Below are 22,054 nucleotides of genomic sequence, written 5' to 3'. Positions count from 1 at the left end.
CGTTGCGACGTCTGCCAAAATCGCCAGCCAGAATTGGGTAGATTAACGTCGATTGGTTCGTTCACAGTGTTTGGAAATGATGGACCGGACCGTTTCGGGAACGGCACGGGGATTGGGGTGGACATGCAAGGCGGCGATCAGTTTGGCGGCACGCCCGGACCGGAATCGGAACGCACGGTCCTGATGCCGACGCCGGGCGGCCGGCGGCCGGCCGCGTCGGACGGTTCAGCCGGCGGGGAGGCGGTTTTCGCATCGCGGGCATCGGCGGTCGGGGTTTCCGGCCCGGCGCTGGCGGCGATCTTCGCCGCGCGATCGCCGCTGGCCGCCGCCGCTTCGCCGGTGCTGCTTCTGGCGGCGCGGCTGAACGACATCGGCGGCGTGCCGGACCTTGAGTCGCTGCGCCAGCGCGTGATCGGCGCGCTCGGCGACTTCAAGAAATGGGTGACGTCGTCCGGCATGGACGGGGCGACCCAGGCGACCGCGCACTATGTGCTCTGCGCGCTGATCGACGACATCGTGCTGAACTCCCCCTGGGGCAGCCAGAGCTCCTGGACGCGCCAGAACGTCACCAGCATGTTCCACAAGAACGTGGTCGGCGGCGAGCAGTTCTATGAGCGTCTCGCCTCCGCCCGTCAGGATCCGGGCAAGTACGGTGATCTGCTGGAGCTGATGTATCTCTGCCTGTCGCTGGGCTTCCGCGGCCGCTACCGTGTCGGCGGGCGCCAGGACACCGAGCACGCCCGCATCCGCGAAGACGTCTACAACATCCTGGTCAAGCAACGCGGCTACGCCGACCGCATCCTCTGCCCGAACGCGGCGGCGATGGCGATGGAGTACCGGCCGCCGCGCAGCTCGCTGCCGGTCTGGGTGACCGGCGCCGGCACGGCGCTGTTCCTGCTGCTGCTGTTCCTGGCCTTGAGCTTCCTGCTGAACGGCGCGTCCGACCGGCTGTTCGCCGGCTTGGCCGGGCTGCCGCCGCATGGCGGCGTGGTGATCGAGGCGCCCGCCCCGGTCAAGCTGGCGGAAGAGGCGCCGCCCCCGCCGCAGATCGCCCCGCCGCCCCCGCCGCCGACGACCCAGGTCCAGCGTGTGCGCAAATTCCTGGAACCGGAGATCGCCGAGGGACTGGTCGAGGTGACGGAGGACGCGCTGTCGGTCACCGTGCGCATGCGCGGCACCACCCTGTTCGCCAGCGGCAGCGCCACCCTGAACGACAAGGTGCGGGGATCGGTCCTGCGCGTCGGCCGCGCCGTCGCGGAGGAGCCGGGCGCGGTGCTGATCACCGGCCACACCGACAATGTGCCGATGACCGGCGGCGGACGTCTGCGCTTCCCGTCGAACTGGCACCTGTCGAAGGCCCGCGCCGAATCGGTGATGGCGGAGTTCGATCCGCTGTTCGCCGACAAGTCCCGCCTGAAGGCGGAGGGCAAGTCCGATACCGAGCCGGTGGCGTCCAACGACACGCCCGAGGGCCGGGCGGCGAATCGCCGGATCGACATCATCCTCAAGAAATGAGCGGAACCGCCCCGCCGGGGGCGGTGCCAGCGGCCGGCAGAGACGCCGAAAGGCGAAGACGCCGCAAGAAGATCAGGGACAGGGGTATCGGAATGAGTCGGCTGACCGCCATCTTGCTCTCCCGCGCAGTGTTGGGCCTCATCGGCGCGGTGATCGCCGCGGCGCTGATCGCGCTGCTGGCGCCGCTCGCCGGTCTGGACATGCCCTGGCTGGCGGTCGCCGCGGCCGTGCCCTTCCCGATCCTTGCTATCGTGCTGATCCTGCTGAAGCGCCGCGACGCCAAAGCCGAGGAGCGGATGACGGCGGAGCTGACCGGCGGCGCCGACGCGGCGCGCATGGCGGCGGTGGACCAGGCCGACGAGGTCGCCGGCCTGCGCAAGACCTTCGCCGAATCGCTTGCCCTGCTGAAGGCCGGACGCAAGCAGCGGGGCCTGGGCGACGGCTATCTCTACAGCACCCCCTGGTACGTCATCATCGGCCCGCCGGGCGCCGGCAAGACCACGGCGCTGCTGAAGAGCGGCCTGAACTTCCCACTGGCCGACCAGACCGGGGGCAAGCCGCTGAAGGGCGTCGGCGGCACCCGGCAATGCGACTGGTGGTTCGCCGACGAGGCGATCTTCCTCGACACCGCCGGGCGCTACACCACCCAGGACAGCCACGAGACGGTCGACCAGACCGGCTGGGGCGCCTTCCTGAAGCTGCTGAAGGATGCGCGCTCGCGCCAGCCGATCAACGGCGTGCTGGTGGCGATGGCGGTCCCCGACCTCGCCGCCGCCGGGCCGGAGGAGCGGGCGCAGCATGCCGCCGCCATCCGCCGCCGCCTGCGCGAGCTGTACGAGACGCTCAAGGTCAAGGCGCCGGTCTATCTGCTGCTGACCAAGGCCGATCTGATCGCCGGCTTCAACGAGTTCTTCCACGACCTGAACCGCGACGAACGCCGGCAGATCGTCGGCGTCACCCTGCCGGCGGCCGAAAGCGAACTGGGCGATGCCGGCATGGCGACGCTGGGCAGCGAGTTGGACGGCATCGCCGGCCGGCTGTCCGCCCGCGCCGTCGACCGCATCCAGCAGGAACATGCGCAGGAACGCCGCGGCGCCATCTTCGCCTTCCCGTCGCAGCTCGCCTCGTTGAAGGAACCGCTGCTCGACTTCGTGTCCGCCGCTTTCAAGGCTAACCGGTACGAGCCGGCGCTGCGGCTGCGCGGCATCTATTTCACCAGCGGCACCCAGGAAGGCACGCAGATCGACCGGCTGATCGGCGGGCTGGCCGAAAGCTTCGGCCTGCCGGCGGCGCCCTTCCGCGGCGGCGCCGTCGCCGCGGGGCAGCAGCGCAGCTATTTCCTGGGCGGCCTGCTGAACGATCTGGTGTTCCGCGAGGCCAACATGGTCGGCTTCGACCCGGCGGCGGAACGGCGGCGCATCTGGATCCCGCGCATCGCCTACAGCCTGTTCGGGCTGGTCACCACCGCCGCGACCGCCGCCTGGGTCGCCAGCTATCTCGGCAATGCCGGGCTGATCGACCGTGAACAGCAGGCGGTCGACGCCTATCGGCCGAAGGCGGAGGCGCTGGCCGCCGGCACCGTTGCCGACGACGACATCCGTCGCGTCCTGCCGGTGCTGAACGAACTGCGTGCCCTGCCGGCCGGCCATGACACGCTGGCGCTGAAGCAGAAGCTGGCGCTCGATTTCGGCCTCTACCAGGGCGACAAGCTGGAGGAGGCCGGCGACACGCTCTATCGCCGCGCGATCAACGGGCTGCTGATGCCGCGCCTGCTGGTGCGGGTGCAGCGCGACCTGCGCGACCGGCTGATGGCCGACGACGGCCCGGCGGTGGAAGCCCTGCTGCGCCTCTACCTGACGCTGGGCGGCGCCGGTCCGGTCAACGGCGACGAGGTGAAGGGCTGGACCGTCGGCTGGCTGCGCCGCGTTTCGCCCCCGCCGGGCGAGGACGAGACCAAGGCGATCCTCGGCCACATCGACGCCGGGCTGTCCGCCCCCGCCGGCCTGCCTAAGGCCAATCTGGATGCCGAGTTGATCCGGCAGGCGCGCGAGGTGCTGGCCCGCACGCCGCTGGCCGCCCGCGCCTATGCCGTCGTGCGTGACGGCGAGGCGGCGCGCAAGCTGCAGGACTGGCGCCCGTCGGAGCAGGCCGGTCCGGAAGGCGACCGGGTGTTCCGCCGGTCCTCCGGTGCGCGCCTCAGCGATGGCGTTCCCGGCTTCTACACCCTGCAAGGCTTCACCTCCGTCATGCTGCCGGGCCTGCCCGGCGCGGCGCGCTCGGTGCGCGACCTCAGCTGGCTGCTAGGGCCCCCGCGCGGGGAGGAAGCCGGTCCGGAACTTGAGACGGCGGCACTGACGCTTTACCTGCGCGATTATGCCGGCCGCTGGGATGCGCTGCTGAACGACATCACCCTGGTGCCGGCCGCCAACCCGCAGGCGCTGGCCGAGGAGGTCAACATCCTGTCCGGCCGCAGCTCTCCCCTGCAGAAGCTGCTGACGGCGGTGGCGAACGAGACGACGCTGCAACGCGTGCCGGAGGCGCCGGCCGGCGCCTCGCCCGCGGTGGCAGCGGTGGCCGCGGCGGCGGCCGACAGCGGCGTGGCGAAGCTGGTCACGCAGATGGTCGACGACCGCTTCCGCCCGTTGAACGACTTCACCCGCAACAGCGGCAACGCCCGGCTGGAGGAGTTGCTGCGTCAGCTGGAGGCCGTGCATGCCGTGCTGGCGCGGCTGTCGCTCGGCTCCGGCGGCGGGCAGAAGCTGTTCGATCTGGCGGCCAACGGCGGCGGCGAGGTGTTCCAGAAGCTGGCCACCGATGTCGGCTATTTCCCGCAGCCGGTCCGTCGTTGGACCGAGGAACTGGTGGAGCAGGGCACGGCGCGGACGCTGAGCGGCGCCCGCGCGCAGATCAATGCGGAATGGCAAAGCACGGTCGTGCCCTGGTGCCGGCGCGCGCTCGACAACCGCTATCCCTTCGTCAAGGGCGCCTCGGCCGATGTCGGCATGGATGATTTCGCCCGGATGTTCGCGCCCGGCGGGCTGATCGACGCCTTCTTCACCAACCGGCTGCGGCCGTTCGTCGACACGACGAAGGAACCCTGGCGCTGGCAGCCGTCGGCCGCCGACCTCGGCATCCCGGCCGCCGTCCTGCCGGCCTTCCAGCATGCGGCGGCGATTCGCGACGCCTTCTTCCCCGACGGGGGCCGGGCGCCGTCGCTGCGCTTCGAACTGCGCCCGACCTACCTCGGACCGGGGGTGGAGCAGGTCGATCTGGACATCGACGGCCAGCGCCTGACCTTCGCCCGCAACGCCACGCTGGCGCAGGGGCTGCAATGGCCGAAGCCGGGCGGGGCGGGCGACCTGCGCGTGACCTTCACCGGCCAGCCGACCGAACCGCCGGAGATGACCCAGCGCAGCGGAAGTTGGGCGTGGTTCCGCACGCTGGACGCCAACCGCGGCCGCAAGGGGGCGGTGCCCGACCGCATCCCGCTGAGCTTCGGCGCCGCCGGCAAGTCGGCCGGGTTCGACGTGCGCATGACCAGCGCCGTCAACCCGTTCTCGATCCGCGACCTTAAGGACTTCCGATGCCCGGACAGTCTTTGATGGGCCGGTCTTTGATGGGACATGCCGGCTGTTTCGGCAAACTGCCGGCGCGCGGCGACTTCTTGCTGCGCGGCCTGCCGCGGAGCTTCGCCGACCCGTGGCACGAGTGGCTGCTCGACGGGTTGCAGGCCAGCCGGGCGGCGCTGGGCGAGGGGTGGATGGACCGCTACCTCAACGCGCCGATCTGGCGTTTCGTGCTGGAGGCCGGCGTGTGTGGCCCGCAGGCGGCGGCCGGCGTGATGATGTCCAGTGTCGACAAGGCCGGCCGGCATTTCCCGCTGACCCTGGTGGCGCTGCTGGCGCCCGGCCACTCCGCCGACGGCGCCGAAGCCGACGGCCCATGGTTCGAGGCGGCGGAGGAGTTGGCCCTGTCCGCCCTGACCCACACGCTGGATGTCGAAGCCTTCGTCGGCTCCGTCGGCGCCCTGTCGGTGCCGCAGTCCTCCGGGCCGTCATCGTCCGCCGCCGCCCGCTGGTGGACGCTGGGCGGCGAGGGCGTGGCGGAGCAGGGCTTCACCGGCGCCGGTCTGCCGTCCGCGGCGCGCTTCGCCGATTTCCTGACCGGCCGGGCCGGGGAGGGGGCGTGATGCAGTTCGTCCAGGATGACCGTCTACTGTCGCTGGAAACCCCGGCCGGCCCCGACGTGCTGCTGGTGGAGCGGGTGCAGGGGCGGGAGTCGCTGTCCAGCCCCTTCCTCTACCGCATCGATGCGCTCGGGCCCATCGAACCGCTGGCGCCGGAAGTCATCGTCGGCAACAGCATCAACATCGGCTTCCGCCAGTTGGACGGCGAGCGGCATTACGTCAACGGCATCGCCCGCTCGCTCGGCGTCGGCGTGCCGGTGGGGCGCGACCAGCGCTATTACACGATCGAGGTGGTGCCCTGGCTGTCGCTGCTGTCCTACACCAGCGATTGCCGCATCTTCCACAGCCTGGGCAACGGCGGCCCGATGGCGGTTCCGAAGATCGTCGAGACGATCTTCCATGAATTCGGCTTTTCCAACTTCGAATTCCGCAGCCTGACCGGCAGCTACCAACCGCGCGAATATTGCGTCCAGTACAACGAGACCTATTTCGATTTCGTCAGCCGGCTGCTGGAAGAAGAGGGCATCTATTATTACTTCGCGCACGAGCGCAATCGCCACAAGCTGATCCTGTCGGACAGTGCCGCCGGCTATGCCAAGCTGTCGGCGGCGACGCTGCGCTTCAACCCCAGCGGCCAATATGCCGACCAGATCGAGCGGTGGCAGCGGGTCTATTCCATCGCGTCGGGGCGCTGGGCAACCAAGGATTATGATTTCCAGGCGCCGCGCACGCCGCTCGACAGCGACGAGGCGTCGGTCGCCAAGGTGCCGGTGTCCACCAAATACGAGCTGTTCGAATATCCCGGCCGCTATGCCACGCGCGATGCAGGCTCCGCGATCGCCCGCCGCCGGATGGAGACGGAGGAGCGCGGGCTGGAGGGGGTGCGCGGCATCGGCGCCTGCCGCACCCTGCATCCCGGCATGACCTTCGCGCTGACCGACCACCCGACGGCGGCCGAGAACAACCAGCCGGTCGTGGTGGCGGAGTTGGAGTTCGACGCCTGCAATGAAGGGTTCCTGCCCGGCGACAAGCGCAAGGCCTCCTACGGCAACAGCTTCTATGCCCTGCCGGCGAAATCGGTGGTGCGGCCGGCGCGGTCGACGCCGAAGCCGTCGGTGCGCGGCATCCAGACCGCCTTCGTCGTCGGGCCGGCGGGGGAGGAGATCTATACCGACAAGTTCGGCCGCATCATGGTGCAGTTCCATTGGGACCGCCGCAGCCGGTCGGACGAAAAAAGCTCCTGCTGGATCCGGGTGGCGCAGAGCTGGGCCGGGCACCAGTGGGGCATGCAGACGGTGCCGCGCGTCGGCATGGAGGTGCTGGTCGATTTCGTCGATGGCGATCCCGACCGGCCGATGGTGATCGGCGTGGTCAACAACGCCGATGCGCTGCCCACCTACGCCCTGCCCGAACACAAGACGCGGTCGGGCATCAAGACGCGCAGTTCGCCCGGCGGGCGCGGCTTCAACGAAATCCGATTCGAGGACAAGGCGGGGAAGGAGCAGGTCTTCCTCCATGCCCAGCGCGACTACGACCTGCGCATCGGCCATGACAGCCGGACGTCGGTGGCGTCCGGCCAGCATGTGAACGTCGCCGGTGGCCTGTGGGAGTGGGTGGGCAAGAACCACCACGCCACGGTGGACGGCGACCATGTCGAATCCATCGGCGGCGGCGTGTCGCGCAATGTCGGCGTCGATGTGCACGACAAGGTCGGCACCAACTACGCCGTCCATGCCGGGACCAACCTGTGCCTGGAGGCCGGGGCCTCGCTGACCCTGAAGGTCGGCGGCAGCTTCATCACGCTGAACGCCGCCGGCATCTCGATGAATGGCACCATGGTGCTGATCAACAGCGGCGGTGCCGCCAACGGGCTGAGCGCGGCGCCGGCAAAGCCAGACAAGCCGTCGCCCGCCGACAAGGACAAGGGCGGGTCGATCAAGGCGCCGCCCAAGGCGAAGCTGCCGCGCGCGGCGCAAAGTCACAGCCCGAAGGCCGCGGCGCAGGCGATGGTGATGCGCAACGCCGCCGCGTCCAACACGCCGCTGTGCGAGATCTGCCAAAAATGACCCACCGGACATGACCCACCAGAAATGAACCAGGCGATGACAGGCCCATCCCCCCGCCGCACCCCGCAGGAGGTGGTTGCCCGGCTCGCGCATCATCTGTGGCCGCAGGGCGAGAGAGAGAGCGGATCGGATGGGGAGGAGCGCGGTCTCTACATGATCGTCGACGCCGCGCGCGACCCCGGCCTCTATCCCGGCCTGCTGGCGCGGGAGGAGGAGGCGGAGATGCGCGCCCTCTACCAGGGCGAAACCGCGAGCGAGATGGCCGAGGTGGCCCCCTATCTGGTCCGGCTGGATCGCGGCGGCGCCGTCGCCGACTGGCTGATCGGGGAGGGCTGGGGCCGTGGCTGGGGCATCCTGGTGCAGGCCGGCGGCGATATCGACATGGTGCGCCGGCATTTCCGCAAGCTCACCATCGTCAACGACGCGAAGGGGGCGACTTACCTGTTCCGCTTCTACGATCCGGCGGTGCTGCGCAGCTTCCTGCCGATCAGCGATGCGGCCCAGCGCGGCGCATTGTTCGGGTCCGGCATCCGGTTCATGATGGAGGACGCGGGCGGCGAAGCGCTCATCCTGTTCGAACTGGTGGACGGCGACCTGCGCCGCGTCGAAGTGCCCCTCGGCGCGCCCGCGGGGGCGGCCGGCGCCCTTCCTGTCCGCTGATGCCCGAGCCAAAGGAGACCCCAGCGGTGGAGATGCCAGCGGTGGAGATGGTGGAATGCTGAGGCTGAGGATCGTGTCGGACCATCGGGCGTCGCTGGGCGGCAATGCCGAGAAGACGCTGCATGGCGGCAGCCTCACCGTCGGGCGGGGGGTGGAGAACGGCTGGATCCTGCCCGATCCCGACCTGCTGCTGTCGCGCCAGCATTGCGTGATCGAAGCGGCCGGATCCGGCTTCCGGGTGACCGACACCAGCACCAACGGCGTCTTCCTCAACGGATCGGAGCAGCCGATCGGCCGCAACGCGACGGCGCCGCTGTCGTCGGGCGATCGCATCCGCATCGGTCGCTTCATCATCGAGGCGATGGTGGAGTCGCTGAACGCCCCCAGCTTCACCGAAATCACCGGGGCGTTCTCGCTGGGCGGCAGAGGCGGTGAGGCCGACCCGTTCGCTCCGGCACCGGCCCGGCATGCCGCTGGGCAGGATCCGTTCGACGAGCTGTTCGGCGATCCGACGGCACGCCCCTTCGAAGACCAGCCGCTGCGTTCGGAGGCTGAGCCGTTCGATTCCTGGACCTCCTCCAGCAGTGGGGCGGCGGCGCGGGAGCGGGCGGACGACTGGCATTTCGGCACCGTCGACGACCATTCCGATCCGCTGAACCAGCCGCTGTCGGTCGGCGTCTCCTTCCCGGCCCCGGTCTCGGCTCCTTTCCCAGCCCCATTCCCGGACGAGCCGCAGCGGTCGTCCGGCGGCGGCATCCCCGATGATTGGGATGACGAGCTCTTCGGCATGCCGCAGCCGGCAGCCCCGGCCACCCCGGACCCACAGTTTTTCTCGCCGCCGAAATCGGCCCAGGCGCTGCCGGACGACTGGAACATCGACGAGACGCTGCCCGATCAGGCGGCGCCGGACCTGCCGCTCAACTCCGCCGCCCAGATTCTTCCTTCGGAATCGGTCCCGCCGCCGGAACCGGACCCGCTGCCGGATGATACCGACATCGCTCCCCGTCCGGTCGCGGCAATGCCGGCTCCGACGCCAAGACCGACACCGGCGCCTCCCCCGGCGCCACTGTCTGCACCCCTGGCGGCGCCCGATGCCGGTGCGGCGGTTGCCGCCTTCTACGAGGGGTTCGGTGCTCCGCTGCCGCCGGACGGGCTGCCGGATGCCACCGCGATGATGCGCAGCCTCGGCGAGGCGTTGCGCGCCAGCCTGGGGGCGCTGCATGGCAGCCTGCGGGCGCGGGCGCGCTTCAAGGACGAGTTCCATCTGGAGCAGACCAGCTTCCGCCCTGCGGGCGAGAATCCGCTGAAGCGCTGCGAAACCCTGGACGAGGCGGTGTCGGTGCTGGCCAACCCGCGCCTGCGCGGCTTCCTGCCGATGGGCGACGCGGTGCGCGAGGCGGCAAGCGACGTGCAGGTCCATCACCTTGCCTATGCCGCGGCGCTGCAGATCGCGCTGAAGCAGGTGGTCGCCAAGTTCGATCCCGGCGCGCTCAGCCAGCGGCTGGAGACCCGGCTTCTCGACAGCCTCGTTCCGGCCGCGCGCAAAGCGCGCTACTGGGACCAGTACGAGGTCCTTTACAAGGATCTGGTGGTCGAGCTGGAGGAGGATTTCGACCGCGTCGTCGGCGATGCCATCGCCCGTGAATATGACCGCTTCATCCGCCGCGATGGCACGGACGGCGAAAAACCCGACTGAACGCGCCCGACTCCGCCGCCGCATCAACCCTCTGACCGGACCACGCCCCTTCCATGGCCCAGCCCCCTGACGACAGCCACGAGCCCACCGCCATCCTGCCCGCCGCCGGCGCGGGGGCGGAAACGGGCACGCAGACAGGGGCGGATCCCCAGGCCACCCGGCTGACGGCGCCGCCCGCAACCCCGGTGCCGGCCACCCCAGTGCCGACCTCCACCGCTTCGGGCGTGGAGCCGTCGGGCGTCCGGGCCGTTCCGGAACCGATCGGGCCGGGCACGCTGCTGAGCCACACCTATCTGGTGGAGGGATTGATCGCCCGCGGCGGCATGGGTGAGGTGCACCGCGCCCGCCATGTCGACATGGACACCCGGCATGCGGTGAAGGTTATCCGGCCGGAACTGGCGCAGGACGCCAAGATGGTCGAGCTGCTGCGGCGCGAGGCGGCGGCATTGCGGGAGATCCGGCACGAGGCGGTGGTGTCCTACGACGGCGTCTTCCGCGACGAATTCGGCCGGCTTCTGCTGTCGATGGAGTTTCTCGACGGCCCGTCGCTGCATGAGGTGCTGCAGGCCGGCCCGCTGGACGCGGCGTCGGTCGCCGTCCTGCTCGACCGCATCGCCTCCGGTCTGGCGGCGGCGCACCAGCGCGGCATCATCCACCGCGACATGTCGACCGACAACGTCATCCTGCCCGGCCGCGACATCGCCAACGCCAAGATCATCGACTTCGGCATCGCAAAGCAGACCGCCGCCGGGGCGGGAACCGTCATCGGCGACGGCTTCGCCGGCAAATACGGCTTCGCCTCGCCCGAGCAGTTCGGGCTGTTCGGCGGGCAGGTCGGGCCGCAGTCCGACATCTACAGCGCCGGTCTGGTGCTGGCCGCGGCGGCGCTGGGGCATCCGCTCGACATGGGCCGCACGCCGCAAGCGATGATCGAGCGGCGCATGTCGGTGCCCGACCTGTCGGCGCTGGAGGAGCCGTTGCGCGGCGTCCTCTGTTCGATGCTGGAGCCGGACCCGCAGAACCGCGCCAGGACGATGGCGGAGCTGGTCGGCGCCCTGACCCGCCGCGCCGCCGACATCACGCCCTTCGAACACACCTCCCTTCCGGTCTCCACGCCGGAAAAGGAGACGAAGACGGTGGTGGCGCCAACGGTGGCCGCCAAGCCCGAGCCGGCGGATGCCGGTCGGAAAGCCCCCGGTGAGACGAAAAAGGCGCCGGTCGGCCTGATCGCCGGTGGCGTCGGCGGTCTGGTGGCGGCCGGCATCGCCGGATTCCTGCTGTTCGGGCAATCGCAGTCGACCGCTCCCGCCAAGCAGGCGGATACCCCCGCAACGACTGCAACGACGGCGGCCACAACGACCGCACCGCCGGCTGCCACCGCGTCCGCTCCGCCGCCCTCGACCGGCATGACGACGGCGCCGCTCGGCACCTCCGCCTCGACTTCGGAGCAGCAGCAGAAGCCGCCTCCCGTCGAGGCGACGAACCTGGACGCCCAGCCGCCCAGCCCGGTCAAGCCCGCCATACAGCCTGCCGATCCGGCCACGCCGCTGCTGCCGATCACGCCGGCGGTCCAGACCGTGACCCCGCCGAGCCCGCCCCCGGCGCAGCCGCAAGTTCAGCCGCAGCCGACTCCACCGGTCCAGCAGGCGGCCCTTCCCGTCGCGCCACCGGTCCCGCGCCTGACGCCGGCCGAGGCGCGCAAGGCGGTGGAGACGGCCGCCGGTGCCTTCACCTGCGCCGGAGTCAGGATGGCGGAGGCCGGGAACGGGCTGCGGATCGGCGGCTATGTCGGCACGGAGGACGATGCCAAGATCCTGAAGGCGGCGATCACCGCCCTGCCGGCCGGCATCGACGTCGATGCGCAGGTCGCGGTGCGGCCCTGGCCGCTGTGCGAGGCGCTGGGCGCCGCCGGACTGCCGGCACGGGCCGAGGCCCAGGGGAACGGCGCCTTGGGGCTGGGTTTCAACCGGCCGTCGATGGTCTACCGCAAGGGTGACAAGCTGGAGGTCACCGTGACCGCCGGGACCTCGGGTTACCTGACCGTCGATTACATCGACATGGAAGGCAACGCGATCCACATGGTGCCGATGCGGCTGCGTCGCGACGACCGGCTGGAGGCCGGCCGGCCGGTGACGCTGGGCATCGCGAAATCGGCGAGCGACCGCGTCTATACCATCGCCCCGCCCTATGGCCCGGCGATGATCCTGGCGCTGGTCACCCGCGAACCGCTGTTTCCCGCCGACCGCGAGGAGGTGGAGCCGGCTGGCCCCTATCTGGCGAGCCTGCGCGGCGCGCTGGCGAAGGCGGAGGCCAAGGGCGGCGTGGTCGCCCAGTCCGCCTTCTTCGCCACCGTCGCCGAATAGCTCCGCCGATGAAAAGCGGTGGCGGCCGGCGTCTTGCCGTCATCGCCGGCCTTCTGGCGCTCTGCGCGCTGGCCGGCGGGCTGCTCGGCCGCGGCATCGACCGGCTGGCGAGCCCTGCTCCTGCGCCGCCGCAGATCGTGGCGGTGGAGCCGTCGCCTGCCATACCGGCTCCCGTCCCCGCTCCCCTCCCGGCCCCTCTTCCCGCGCCGGTCCCCGCCGTCGCTCCCGTCCCGCCGGCCCTCCCGGCGCTGTCGGAGACCCGCTGCCCGGATGGCCCATTGCCGGCCGGGCCGGCGCCGCGCTGCCGGTCCTTTCGCGTGCCGTCCGACTGGCAGCGGGCGGACAGCCTGCCGGTCGACCTGTTCGTGACGATCCTGCCGGCGCTGAACGGCGCGCCCGCGGCCGATCCGGTGGTGCTGCTCAGCGGCGGGCCGGGGCAGGGCGGCAGCGACGATCTGCGCGGCACCGCCGCGATCCTGGCGCCGATACGGGCCGGCCGCGACGTCATCCTGGTCGATCAACGCGGCACGGGCCTGTCGAAACCCTCGTTGCGCTGTCCGGGGCTCGACCCGCTGCGCTACTGGTTCGGCGGCGTGACGGCGGAGGACGCCACCGCCTGCCTGGAGCCCTTGCGCCGCGCCGGCTACCGGCTTGAGAATTTCGACAGCGGCCAGAGCGCGGCCGACCTGCCGGCACTGCGCCGCGCGTTGGGGGTGGAGCGCTGGAACGTTGTCGCGACCTCATACGGTGGGGTGCTGGCGCAGGCACTTCTGCGCATCGACGGGGCGGCGGTGCGCAGCCTCGTGCTGAACTCCCCGGCCACGGCGGACGCGACGTGGCTCGACCTTGACCGTCTGACCGCCATCCGGAAGGCCCACCGCCGCATGGTCGAGGATTGCGCCGCCCAGCCCGACTGCGCCCGCGCCTTTCCCCGGCTGGGACAGGCGGTCGAGCGGCTGTCGGTCGCGTTGGAACGCCGGCCACTGGAGTTGCGTCTGCGTCATCCCGTCACCGGGCGGGAGACCAACCTGCGCCTGGACTGGCCGACGCTGGCGGGCGTCCTGGCGCTGCGTCTGGGCAGCGGCGACGGGATGGTGGCGGTGCCGGCCCTGCTCGACCGTCTCGATCGCATCGTCGGCGATCCTGCGGCAGCGGGGCGGGTGGACGACCCGGCCATCCTGTCCCTGGTGATGCCGCCGCCGATCTGGACCGTGCTGGACAGTCTGGCCTACGGCCTGAACCTGACCGTCGGCTGCCGCGAGAACCGGCCGCACATCGACGCCGCCGCCGCCCGCCGCGCGGCCGCCGACCTGCGCCCCTATGTGATGGCCGAATCGGTGGAGACCGATTACGACGCCGCCTGTCCGGCGCTTGGCCTGCGGCCGGTCGATGCGTCCTTCTACCGGCCGGCCACGTCGGACGTGCCGGTGCTGATCCTGACCGGCGCCTACGACACCTTCACCGCCCCGGCGCAGGCCGAGGCGATGGGGCGGAGCCTGCCGCGGGCAACGCTGCTGTCCTTCCGCGGCCTCGGCCATGACGTGCTGGGCGCCAGCCTGTGCGGCCGCAACGCCGCCGCCCGCTTTGTCGAGACGCTGGCCGTGGGCGATGCCGGCGCCTGCGTCGAACGGCTGCTGCCGCCGACCTTCGCCACCCGGCAATAAACATCCAAGCGCAGTCTTAACGATTCCACCGCCGGCCGATATGGCGTCCATTGCCAGATGCCGGCGCAAACACTATGATTCGTCTGGTGCAAACCGGGTGTCCGCAGGGACGGGACCCGTACCGCTTGAGACGATCGGAAGACCCGTATGGACGCTCACGACCTTTCGCTGGACGACAACCGCACGATCCAGGCCATCGGCATCCTCGCCGACGTGCTGGACGGGGTGGAGGGGCCGGGCGGTCTCGACACGGTGCTGGTGTCCAAGGCGCTGCGTCAGGTGATCGCCACCAAATCGCAGCCGGCCTTCGAATTCGCCTCCCGCGCCTTCAACACGCTGGAGCCGTCGGTCCGCCGCCAGGTGGCGGAAACCGCGGACGAGGCGGCGCACCATGCGGTCGAACTGCGCGGCCGGGTCGGCGGCTTCCTGTCCACCGCCCCGAAGAAGCCGGTTCCGCAAGGCCCGGTGGTTGGCCAGCAGCCGAATTTCATCACCGCGCTGAACCTGCGTTCCCGCCGCCGGCCCAACCAGCCCTCCTAAACCTTATCAGCCTTCCTCCGGCGACAGCGTGTCCAGCAGCGCGCAGTCCCAATAGGGGCGCGGGCCGAATCGCTGGACCAGGAAATCCACGAACACCCGCACCTTCGGCGACAGGTGGCGGTTCTGCGGATAGACCGCGTTGACCGCCAGTTCCGAGGGGATGTGGCGGTGCATGACGCTGACCAGTTCGCCGCGCGCCAGCGCCTGACCGCACAGGAAGGTCGGCGACATGATGAAGCCGACACCGGCCACCGCCGCTTCGCGCAGCAGATCGCCGTTGTTGCTGCGGATCGGCCCGGAGACGCGGACGTTGCGGGGCTCGCCATCGACGGTGAAGGGCCAGAGGTCCGGCGTCGGCACGTTGGTGTAGATCAGGCAGTTGTGGTTGGCCAGATCGTCCGGCGTCTCCGGCACGCCATGCTTCTGCAGATAGGCCGGGCTGGCGCACAGCGCCATCCGCGCGGGGGCCAGCCGCCGGGCGATCAGCGAACTGTCGCGCAGCTTGCCGATGCGAACCGCCAGATCATAGCCTTCGTCGACCAGATCGACCGTGCGGTCGTTCAGGTCCATGTCGATCTCGATGGCCGGATAACGCTCCAGGAACTCCGCCACCGCCGGGGCCAGATGCAGGATGCCGAAGCTGACCGGCGCGTTCAGCCGCAGCCGGCCGCGCGGCGCGGCATGCAGGTCGGCGACCGCCTGCTCCGCCTCCTCCAGATCGGCCAGGATGCGGGTGCAGCGCTCGTAATAGGCCTGCCCCACCTCGGTCAGGCTGAGCTTGCGGGTGGTGCGGTTCAGCAGCCGGGCGCCGAGCCGGTTCTCCAACTCACCGATGCGGCGGGAGACCACCGACTTCGACAGGTTGAGCCGATCGGCGGCGGCGGTGAAGCTCTTGGTGTCCACCACCTTGATGAAGGCGAGCATGTCGTCGAGGCGATCCATGGCATTGTTGTACACCCGGAAACAATGAGGTGCCAAGATCCGGCAATACCGGAAAGGCCGTTGCGCCCTATGTTTGGTGTCACGCCGCGGCCATGACCGGCCACGGCGGCCCGATGACGCAACGAAACAGGGAGTGACGGCGATGGCGAAGGTTCTGGTCCTCTATTACAGCAGCTGGGGTCACGTGTCGGAGATGGCGCAGGCGGTGGCCGAGGGCGCCCGCTCCGTCGCCGGGACCGAGGTGGCGGTGAAGCGCGTGCCGGAACTGGTGCCGGAGGCCGTCCGCCAGTCCGCCCATTACAAGGACGAGAGCAACATCCCCGTCGCCACGGTGGACGAGTTGGCCCAGTACGACGCCATCGTCATCGGCACGCCGACCCGCTACGGCAACATGGCCTCGCAGATGAAGAACTTCCTCGACCAGACCGGCGGCCTGTGGGCCAAGGGTGCGCTCGTCGGCAAGGTCGGCGCGGCCTTCACCTCCACTGCAACCCAGCATGGCGGGCAGGAGAGCACGATCCTCAGCACCCACACCGTGCTTCTGCATCTGGGCTTGGTGATCGTCGGCCTGCCCTATTCCTTCCAGGGCCAGATGGGCGTTTCGGAGGTGATGGGCAACTCGCCCTATGGCGCCAGCACCATCGCCGACGGCGACGGCTCCCGCCGGCCGAGCGCGGTCGAGTTGGACGGCGCCCGCTATCAGGGCCGCCATGTCGCCGAGATCGCGACCAAGCTGCACGGTTGATGACCCGTCACAAACGCTGAAGAAGAGGAGGGAGCCGTGGGCCTGCTGATCGACGGACAGTGGCACGACCAGTGGTACGACACCAAGAAGACCGGCGGCGCGTTCGTTCGGACGGAGGCGCAGTTCCGCGACCGGGTGTCGGCCGACGGCTCCACCCCCTACCCGGCGGAGGCCGGACGCTATCACCTGATGGTGTCGCTGGCCTGCCCCTGGGCGCACCGCACCTTGATTTTCCGCAAGCTGAAGCGGCTGGACGGGGTGATCGGCGTCAGCGTGGTCGATCCGCTGATGCTGTCGGACGGCTGGACCTTCGCGGAGCCGGAACCCGTCACCGGCGCCCGCCGGCTGTACGAAGTCTACCTGAAGGCCAATCCCGGCTACAGCGGCCGGGTGACGGTTCCGGTGCTGTGGGACAAGAAGACCGGCAGCATCGTGAACAACGAGTCGGCGGAGATCATCCGCATGCTCAACCGTGAGTTCGACGCCTTCACCGACGTGCACACCGACTTCTGCCCGCCGGAGCTGGTGGGGGAGATCGACCGCGTCAACGCCTTCGTCTACGACGCCATCAACAACGGCGTCTACAAGGCCGGCTTCGCCACCTCCCAGGACAAGTACGAGGCCGCCTTCGACGCGCTGTTCGCCGCGCTGGACGGCATCGACGCCAAGCTGGCGACCCGGCGTTGGCTGGTCGGAAACCGCCTGACCGAGGCGGATTGGCGCCTCTTCACCACGCTGGTGCGATTCGACGCCGTCTATGTCGGGCATTTCAAGTGCAACAAGCGGCGGATCGCCGACTATCCGCACCTGTCGGGCTATCTGCGCGACCTCTATCAGGTGCCGGGCGTGGCGGAGACGGTGAATTTCGACCACATCAAGCGCCATTACTACGGCAGCCACGCCACCATCAACCCCACCGGCATCGTGCCGAAGGGGCCGGAGTTGGACCTCGACGCCCCGCACGGCCGTGCCGATCTGGGTCCTGATCCCTTGGCGTCGTAACGGATCGCTTCCCCGGCGGTTGTCGATAAGAGAACGACAACCGCATGAAGGGGATACGTCCGATGCGTACAGTCATCCTGGCGGCCGCGGCCGTCCTGGCCCTCTCGTCACCGGCGCTGGCCCAGAGCGGCCAATCCCAGAATGGGCAATCGCAGAATGGATGGGGCGGGGCTCTCGACCAGCTGAACCGTGCGGTCAACCCCAACGCCTACCCGCAGGACCGCGACGGCCGCGCGGGCGACGAGCGCGATCTGAACCGCGACGTGAATCGGGATGGCCGCCGCTACGAAGGTTCCTCCGGCAATCGCCGCGGCAATGCCTATAGCGACTATTCCGACCGCGACCTGCGCAACCAGTATGAACGGTTGAGCGAGGAACAGCGCCAGATCCGGCAGAACCGCCGCGCCATCGAAGACGAGATGGACCGCCGCGGCATCAGCCGCTGAGCAGAGACTGCCGTCAGGGCTTGTAGCAGCGGGCCATGTCTTCCGGGTTGCCCATCGCCTCGCACTGGAAGCCGTTGGAAAATTTGAAGCGCAGCGGGCCGGTCTTGCGGACGCTGACCACCGGCTTCTTGCCCGCATCTTGGAATTCCACCCAGGCGGAGCTGTCGAAGCGGGTCTGCAGCCCGTTGCTCAGCTGCACGCGGCCCTGACGGTCCTTGATGACCTGGATCCCGGAGTTGAACAGCAGATTCGGTCCGTCGGGCTTCGCCGACAGGCCGTTGGTGCAGTTCACCCCCTCCGGCTTCACCGCCACGCATTCGTAGGGTTGCGGATTGCCGGCGGTGAGGACCATGGCATAGATGGCGATTTCCAGGACATTCATCGGCATGGGCGTGCACCAGCGGGAAGGCGGCGGATCCTGTCCGTCATACCGACCATCTGGTTACGAAAGAGATAATGTCGCGCCTGCGGTTGAATCTTGCGCACGATGCTCCGGCGGAGCGTTCTGCCGCAAGTCCACACCGACCGGTGCCTGGACTTGCGCGCCCGGGACCGGTAGAAGCGGTGGCAAAGGCAAATTGCTTGTTCAGCCACAGGGGGCGGGCGCAAACCCATGACGTTCCAACAGCGTTTGATCCTGCTGGTCACCGGTCTGGTGCTGCTGGCGATCGCGGCGGTCACCACGACGATGGCCTGGACGACGCGCGCCGCCCTGACCGAGCGGATCGAGGCGGAGGCGCGGCTGACCGCCGGGCTGCTCGCGCGCGGGGCCGCCCAGGCCCGCGACATCCCGCAGGAGGTCGACGCCCTGCTGTCTGAACGGCTGCTGTCGGAAGCGACGCTGACCGCCCATCTGGTGGCGATGGCGGAAGCGGCGAAGCAGTCGCCGCGCGCGATCAACGACCGGCTGAAGCAGATCGCCGAAGCCGGCGGCCCGGACGAAATGTGGATCACCGACAACCGCGGCCGGGCCTATCTGCACAATCTCGCCGGTCCCGACCCGGTCTTCGGCCAGGATGCCAAGGGCGGGCCGCGCCACGGCGCTTATACCGGCCTGCTGAACCGCTCCCCCGCGTCGGTGGTTTCCGAACCGGCGACGGAGAACGGCCGGCTGATGAAGTTCGCCGGCGTGACCGGCGTCGACAAGCCGCGCATCGTCCAGGTTGGCACCGACGTGCGGCGCCTCGCCGACATCGTGCGCAACGCCGGCACCGACGGCCTGATCGACGGGCTGCTCGCCACCCGCGCGGTGGAGGGGGCATGGCTGCTCGACCGCGACGGGCGGGTGCTGGCCCGTGGGGCGGTGATGGGCGACGGGGCCGGCGGTCCGTTGTCGGACGCCGACATTTCGGCGGCGAAGGCGGTGGTGCCGGGCGGCGACGTGGCGATCCGCGTGGCGGGCAACAGCATGCTGGCGCTGGCGCCGATCCGTTACGCCGGCCCCGCCACCGCCGCGGGTTCGGCGGCGGGCGTGCCGACGGTCGCCGTCGTGCGGGTTCCCTATACGGAGCCCGGGGCGATGCTGAGCCGCCAGTTGAAGATCGGCGGTCTGGTCGGCGTCCTCGTGCTGGCGCTCGGCGTCTATGCCTGCGTGCGCTTCGCCCGCGACCAGATGGCGCCGGTGGAGCGGCTGAGCGAGGCGGTCAAGGCGGTGGAGGCCGGCCGCTTCAACCCCTTCACCCTGAACGAGGCCGCCGACCGTGACGACGAGTTTGGCCGGCTGTCGCGCGTCTTCCGCCGCATGGCGATGGAGGCGACCGCGCGCGAGGAGACGCTCGACGCTCAGCTGGTCATGCGCGGGGCGGAGCTGGAGACCAAGACGGAGAAGCTGGCCGCCGCCGAACAGCTGATCGAGGAGGAGCAGCGCGCCGCCCGCGACGTGCAGTCCAACCTGCTGCCCCGCCAGCTGCCGGTCGGCCGCGACAGCCAGTTCTACGGTATGCTGCTGCCCGGCCATACGGTCAGCGGCGACTTCTATGACGTGATCGAGCTGGACGAGCGCTACAGCCTGCTGGTCACCGCCGGCGTGTCCGGCGGCGGCGTGCCGGCGGCCTTCCTGATGCTGATGGTGCGCGGCGCCATCCGCGAAGCGGCCCGTCCCGGCGTCGGCCCGGCGGCGATCCTGACCCATGCGAACGAGCGGCTGTGCGGCGAAAGCCCCTTCAACGGCTTCGCTTCCGTCTTCGTCGCCGTCTATGACCGTGTCGCCGGCACGCTGGTCCATGCCGCCGCCGGTCATCGCGGCGCTTGCCGCATCACCGCCGACGGCGGGGTGGAGTTCCTGACCGCCACCGGCGGTCCGGCGCTGGGCGTCCGCCGCGGCGCGCCCTATGCCGAAGCTGTGGTGACGCTGAACCAGGACGAAACGCTGTTCCTGTGCACCGACGGCGTGCTGCGCTCCATCGATGGCCAGCGCGAGCCCTTCGGCGAGGAGCGGCTCGCCGCCGCCCTGGCCCACAGCCGCGGCATGTCCGCCCGCGACCGCACCGAATTGGTGCTGCGCAGCGTGCAGTCCCATGTGGGAGCGGACGGCCTGATCGCCGGCGATCTGGTCTGCCTGGTCATGCGCCGCCTGCTGCCGGTGACGGAGGCGGCGGAGGCGGTTTGAGCGGGCGAGAGCCCGCTACCTACCGCTTCTCCCGCGCCCGCGACGCCGTCTCCCGTTCCAGCCTCTCGCGCAAGAATGCCAGCACCGCGGCCTCTTCGCCACTCAGCCCCGCCAACTCGTTGCGCAGCTCCGCCTCGACCTCGCGCTTGAGCGACTCCAGCAGGTCGCCCTCCAGATAGGCGTCCAGCACCTCGGGGTGGACGTAGCTCTTGCGGCAGACGCTGGGGGTGTTGCCCAGGCGGGTGGCGACCTGCTCGATGGCGCGGGTGACGTTGCGCTTGGCGGCGCTGGCGCTGTCGAAGCTCTCGAACTCGCGCAGAGCCATGGCGGCCAGCACCGTGCCCGCCCAGGTGCGGAAGTCCTTGGCGGTGAAATCGGCGCCGGTCGCCTCGCGCAGATAGGCGTTGACGTCGCCGGAGGTCACCGCGTGGCGCTGGCCGTCGGCATCGAGATACTGAAACAGCTCGTCGCCCGGCACGTCGCGGCAGGCGGCGACGACGCGCGACAGCCGGCGGTCACGCAGCGAGACATTCCATTCCTTGCCCGACTTGCCTTTGAAGGAAAAGCGGACCTCCGACCCCTCGATCTCGGTGTGGCCGTCGCGCAGCGTGGTCAGGCCATAGCTCTTGTTCTCGCGGGCATAGCTCTCGTTGCCGACGCGGATCAGCGTGGTTTCCAGCAGGCCGACCACGGCAGCCAGCACCTTCTCCCGCGGCAGGCCGCGATGGCCGAGGTCGGCGTTCACCCGCTCGCGCAGATGCGGCAGGGCGCGGCAGAAATCCAGCATGCGGCCGAACTTTGTGCCCTCGCGCAGTTCGGTCCAGCGGCGGTGGTAGCGATACTGCTTGCGCCCCTTGGCGTCGCGGCCGGTCGCCTGCAGATGGCCGTCAGGATCGGGGCAGATCCAGACGTCGCGGTAGGCGGGCGGGATCGCCAGCTTCCGGATGCGCGCCAGCGTGTCCTCCTCCGTCACCTGCGCCCCGTCGGGCCAGAGAAAGCGGAAGCCCTTGCCGTAGCGCCGCCGCCGGATGCCGGGCATCTCGTCGGAGCTGTAGGTCAGCCCGGCGCAGGCGGCTTCCTGCTCGGGCGAGGGGGTGTCCGCGTCGGACGGGGCCGCATCGGGTGGGGGGAGGGTGCTGTCCATACGGCCAACAACGGCCGGCGCGGTGTTTGGTTGCCTTTACCCCCTTCGGAGAGGGTTTCTTCGCAGTTGCGAAAACCCTATCCTGGATCGGCAAAATTCCGGCCCAATCCCGGCCAAAAACCCGAATGGAGCGCCTGAGCATGGACCGCAAGCCGGACGAGACGACGCTGACCGCCCATCTGCCGAACCTGGAAATCCAGATCCGCCACCGCGAGGCCGGCGACGACGGCACGGAGGTGATCGCCATCCAGTTCCGCGCCACCCCGTCCTTCGATGCCGTGGCCAAGCTGCTGGCCCCCAGCCTGATGACCCCGCTGCTGCTGGCCGGCCCCCTCGGCGGCAAGCCGGCCGCCGACCCGATGGCGGCGGCAGCCGGCATGGCCGAGCTGTGGATGGCGCCGATGCGGCTGTGGGGCGAGATGGTGCGGCAGGCCTGGGCACCCTGGCTGCAGATGGGCCTCGGTCCCCGCCGCTAGG

The 22,054-nt window shown here is 70.0% G+C and carries 17 protein-coding genes; 14 read left to right on the top strand and 3 right to left on the bottom strand.

Features of this window, described 5'->3' with window-relative positions:
- Positions 1-123 precede the first annotated feature (123 nt).
- The 9 genes from tssL to TSO5_RS11670 all read left to right on the top strand — a co-directional run bounded on the left by tssL (position 124) and on the right by TSO5_RS11670 (position 14,690).
- A complete protein-coding gene (gene tssL / locus TSO5_RS11710; protein ID WP_109151756.1) occupies positions 124-1,515 on the top strand; it encodes a type VI secretion system protein TssL, long form in 1,392 nt (463 codons plus the stop codon).
- A 92-nt stretch (positions 1,516-1,607) separates the two neighbouring features.
- Positions 1,608-5,117: a type VI secretion system membrane subunit TssM gene (gene tssM, locus TSO5_RS11705; protein WP_109151755.1), complete on the top strand. Its 3,510-nt coding sequence runs from the start codon at positions 1,608-1,610 to the stop codon at positions 5,115-5,117.
- Positions 5,117-5,704: a type VI secretion system-associated protein TagF gene (gene tagF, locus TSO5_RS11700; protein ID WP_247870707.1), complete on the top strand. Its 588-nt coding sequence runs from the start codon at positions 5,117-5,119 to the stop codon at positions 5,702-5,704. Before tssM ends, tagF begins: the two co-directional genes overlap by 1 nt.
- The gene (gene tssI / locus TSO5_RS11695; RefSeq protein ID WP_109151753.1) at positions 5,704-7,767 is read left to right on the top strand and encodes a type VI secretion system tip protein TssI/VgrG; all 2,064 of its coding nucleotides are present in this window, start codon (positions 5,704-5,706) and stop codon (positions 7,765-7,767) included. Before tagF ends, tssI begins: the two co-directional genes overlap by 1 nt.
- Before the next feature lie 36 nt (positions 7,768-7,803).
- The gene (locus TSO5_RS11690) at positions 7,804-8,427 is read left to right on the top strand and encodes a DUF4123 domain-containing protein (protein ID WP_247870706.1); all 624 of its coding nucleotides are present in this window, start codon (positions 7,804-7,806) and stop codon (positions 8,425-8,427) included.
- A gap of 55 nt (positions 8,428-8,482) precedes the next feature.
- Positions 8,483-10,123 carry a type VI secretion system-associated FHA domain protein TagH gene (gene tagH / locus TSO5_RS11685; protein ID WP_109151751.1) on the top strand — a complete coding sequence of 547 codons (1,641 nt, stop codon included), beginning with the start codon at positions 8,483-8,485 and terminating at the stop codon, positions 10,121-10,123.
- A 53-nt stretch (positions 10,124-10,176) separates the two neighbouring features.
- Positions 10,177-12,486, top strand: coding sequence for a protein kinase (locus TSO5_RS11680; protein ID WP_109151750.1), 2,310 nt, complete (start codon positions 10,177-10,179; stop codon positions 12,484-12,486).
- Between the two features lie 8 nt (positions 12,487-12,494).
- Entirely contained in the window at positions 12,495-14,150 is a 1,656-nt protein-coding gene (locus TSO5_RS11675) for an alpha/beta fold hydrolase (RefSeq protein ID WP_109151749.1), read from the top strand.
- 147 nt (positions 14,151-14,297) lie between these two features.
- Complete coding sequence (locus TSO5_RS11670; RefSeq protein WP_085086012.1) at positions 14,298-14,690, top strand: hypothetical protein; 393 nt, start codon at positions 14,298-14,300, stop codon at positions 14,688-14,690.
- Between the two features lie 6 nt (positions 14,691-14,696).
- Here TSO5_RS11670 and TSO5_RS11665 read toward each other — a convergent pair whose 3' ends face one another.
- Complete coding sequence (locus TSO5_RS11665) at positions 14,697-15,632, bottom strand: LysR family transcriptional regulator (protein WP_109151890.1); 936 nt, start codon at positions 15,630-15,632, stop codon at positions 14,697-14,699.
- A gap of 142 nt (positions 15,633-15,774) precedes the next feature.
- Between TSO5_RS11665 and wrbA the strand changes: the two genes are divergently transcribed.
- From wrbA to TSO5_RS11650, 3 genes are all read left to right on the top strand, one after another.
- Positions 15,775-16,377, top strand: a complete 603-nt coding sequence (gene wrbA / locus TSO5_RS11660; protein ID WP_109151748.1) for an NAD(P)H:quinone oxidoreductase — start codon at positions 15,775-15,777, stop codon at positions 16,375-16,377.
- A 36-nt stretch (positions 16,378-16,413) separates the two neighbouring features.
- Positions 16,414-17,379 (top strand): glutathione S-transferase family protein, encoded by a 966-nt coding sequence (locus tag TSO5_RS11655; RefSeq protein WP_109151747.1) that lies wholly within the window; start codon positions 16,414-16,416, stop codon positions 17,377-17,379.
- A 62-nt stretch (positions 17,380-17,441) separates the two neighbouring features.
- Positions 17,442-17,825: a hypothetical protein gene (locus TSO5_RS11650; protein ID WP_109151746.1), complete on the top strand. Its 384-nt coding sequence runs from the start codon at positions 17,442-17,444 to the stop codon at positions 17,823-17,825.
- A 13-nt stretch (positions 17,826-17,838) separates the two neighbouring features.
- On the opposite strand, the gene TSO5_RS11645 is transcribed toward TSO5_RS11650, so the two are convergent.
- Complete coding sequence (locus TSO5_RS11645; protein ID WP_109151745.1) at positions 17,839-18,213, bottom strand: hypothetical protein; 375 nt, start codon at positions 18,211-18,213, stop codon at positions 17,839-17,841.
- Positions 18,214-18,438: 225 nt separating this feature from the next.
- Here TSO5_RS11645 and TSO5_RS11640 point away from each other — a divergent pair, with 225 nt between their 5' ends.
- The gene (locus TSO5_RS11640) at positions 18,439-20,433 is read left to right on the top strand and encodes a SpoIIE family protein phosphatase (RefSeq protein WP_109151744.1); all 1,995 of its coding nucleotides are present in this window, start codon (positions 18,439-18,441) and stop codon (positions 20,431-20,433) included.
- 19 nt (positions 20,434-20,452) lie between these two features.
- On the opposite strand, the gene TSO5_RS11635 is transcribed toward TSO5_RS11640, so the two are convergent.
- Positions 20,453-21,577: a DNA topoisomerase IB gene (locus tag TSO5_RS11635; protein WP_109151743.1), complete on the bottom strand. Its 1,125-nt coding sequence runs from the start codon at positions 21,575-21,577 to the stop codon at positions 20,453-20,455.
- 140 nt (positions 21,578-21,717) lie between these two features.
- Between TSO5_RS11635 and TSO5_RS11630 the strand changes: the two genes are divergently transcribed.
- Positions 21,718-22,053, top strand: a complete 336-nt coding sequence (locus tag TSO5_RS11630; RefSeq protein WP_109151889.1) for a hypothetical protein — start codon at positions 21,718-21,720, stop codon at positions 22,051-22,053.
- The last annotated feature ends 1 nt before the right edge of the window (position 22,054 follow it).

Origin of the sequence: Azospirillum sp. TSO5 (assembly GCF_003116065.1) — a bacterium.
Taxonomy (GTDB): domain Bacteria; phylum Pseudomonadota; class Alphaproteobacteria; order Azospirillales; family Azospirillaceae; genus Azospirillum.
Note: the sequence above shows the minus strand (reverse complement) of the source record. Positions and strands in the feature narration are given on the sequence as shown.

Bases quoted from the DNA above. Each gene is read 5' to 3' on its own strand.
- tagF (WP_247870707.1), top strand. From the start codon at position 5,117: ATGGGCCGGTCTTTGATGGGACATGCCGGCTGTTTCGGCAAACTGCCG.
- TSO5_RS11665 (WP_109151890.1), bottom strand. From the start codon at position 15,632: ATGGATCGCCTCGACGACATGCTCGCCTTCATCAAGGTGGTGGACACC.
- TSO5_RS11670 (WP_085086012.1), top strand. From the start codon at position 14,298: ATGGACGCTCACGACCTTTCGCTGGACGACAACCGCACGATCCAGGCC.
- tssI (WP_109151753.1), top strand. From the start codon at position 5,704: ATGCAGTTCGTCCAGGATGACCGTCTACTGTCGCTGGAAACCCCGGCC.
- TSO5_RS11680 (WP_109151750.1), top strand. From the start codon at position 10,177: ATGGCCCAGCCCCCTGACGACAGCCACGAGCCCACCGCCATCCTGCCC.
- TSO5_RS11635 (WP_109151743.1), bottom strand. From the start codon at position 21,577: ATGGACAGCACCCTCCCCCCACCCGATGCGGCCCCGTCCGACGCGGAC.
- tssM (WP_109151755.1), top strand. From the start codon at position 1,608: ATGAGTCGGCTGACCGCCATCTTGCTCTCCCGCGCAGTGTTGGGCCTC.
- TSO5_RS11690 (WP_247870706.1), top strand. From the start codon at position 7,804: ATGACAGGCCCATCCCCCCGCCGCACCCCGCAGGAGGTGGTTGCCCGG.
- tssL (WP_109151756.1), top strand. From the start codon at position 124: ATGCAAGGCGGCGATCAGTTTGGCGGCACGCCCGGACCGGAATCGGAA.
- TSO5_RS11645 (WP_109151745.1), bottom strand. From the start codon at position 18,213: ATGCCGATGAATGTCCTGGAAATCGCCATCTATGCCATGGTCCTCACC.
- TSO5_RS11630 (WP_109151889.1), top strand. From the start codon at position 21,718: ATGGACCGCAAGCCGGACGAGACGACGCTGACCGCCCATCTGCCGAAC.
- tagH (WP_109151751.1), top strand. From the start codon at position 8,483: ATGCTGAGGCTGAGGATCGTGTCGGACCATCGGGCGTCGCTGGGCGGC.
- wrbA (WP_109151748.1), top strand. From the start codon at position 15,775: ATGGCGAAGGTTCTGGTCCTCTATTACAGCAGCTGGGGTCACGTGTCG.
- TSO5_RS11675 (WP_109151749.1), top strand. From the start codon at position 12,495: ATGAAAAGCGGTGGCGGCCGGCGTCTTGCCGTCATCGCCGGCCTTCTG.
- TSO5_RS11640 (WP_109151744.1), top strand. From the start codon at position 18,439: ATGACGTTCCAACAGCGTTTGATCCTGCTGGTCACCGGTCTGGTGCTG.
- TSO5_RS11650 (WP_109151746.1), top strand. From the start codon at position 17,442: ATGCGTACAGTCATCCTGGCGGCCGCGGCCGTCCTGGCCCTCTCGTCA.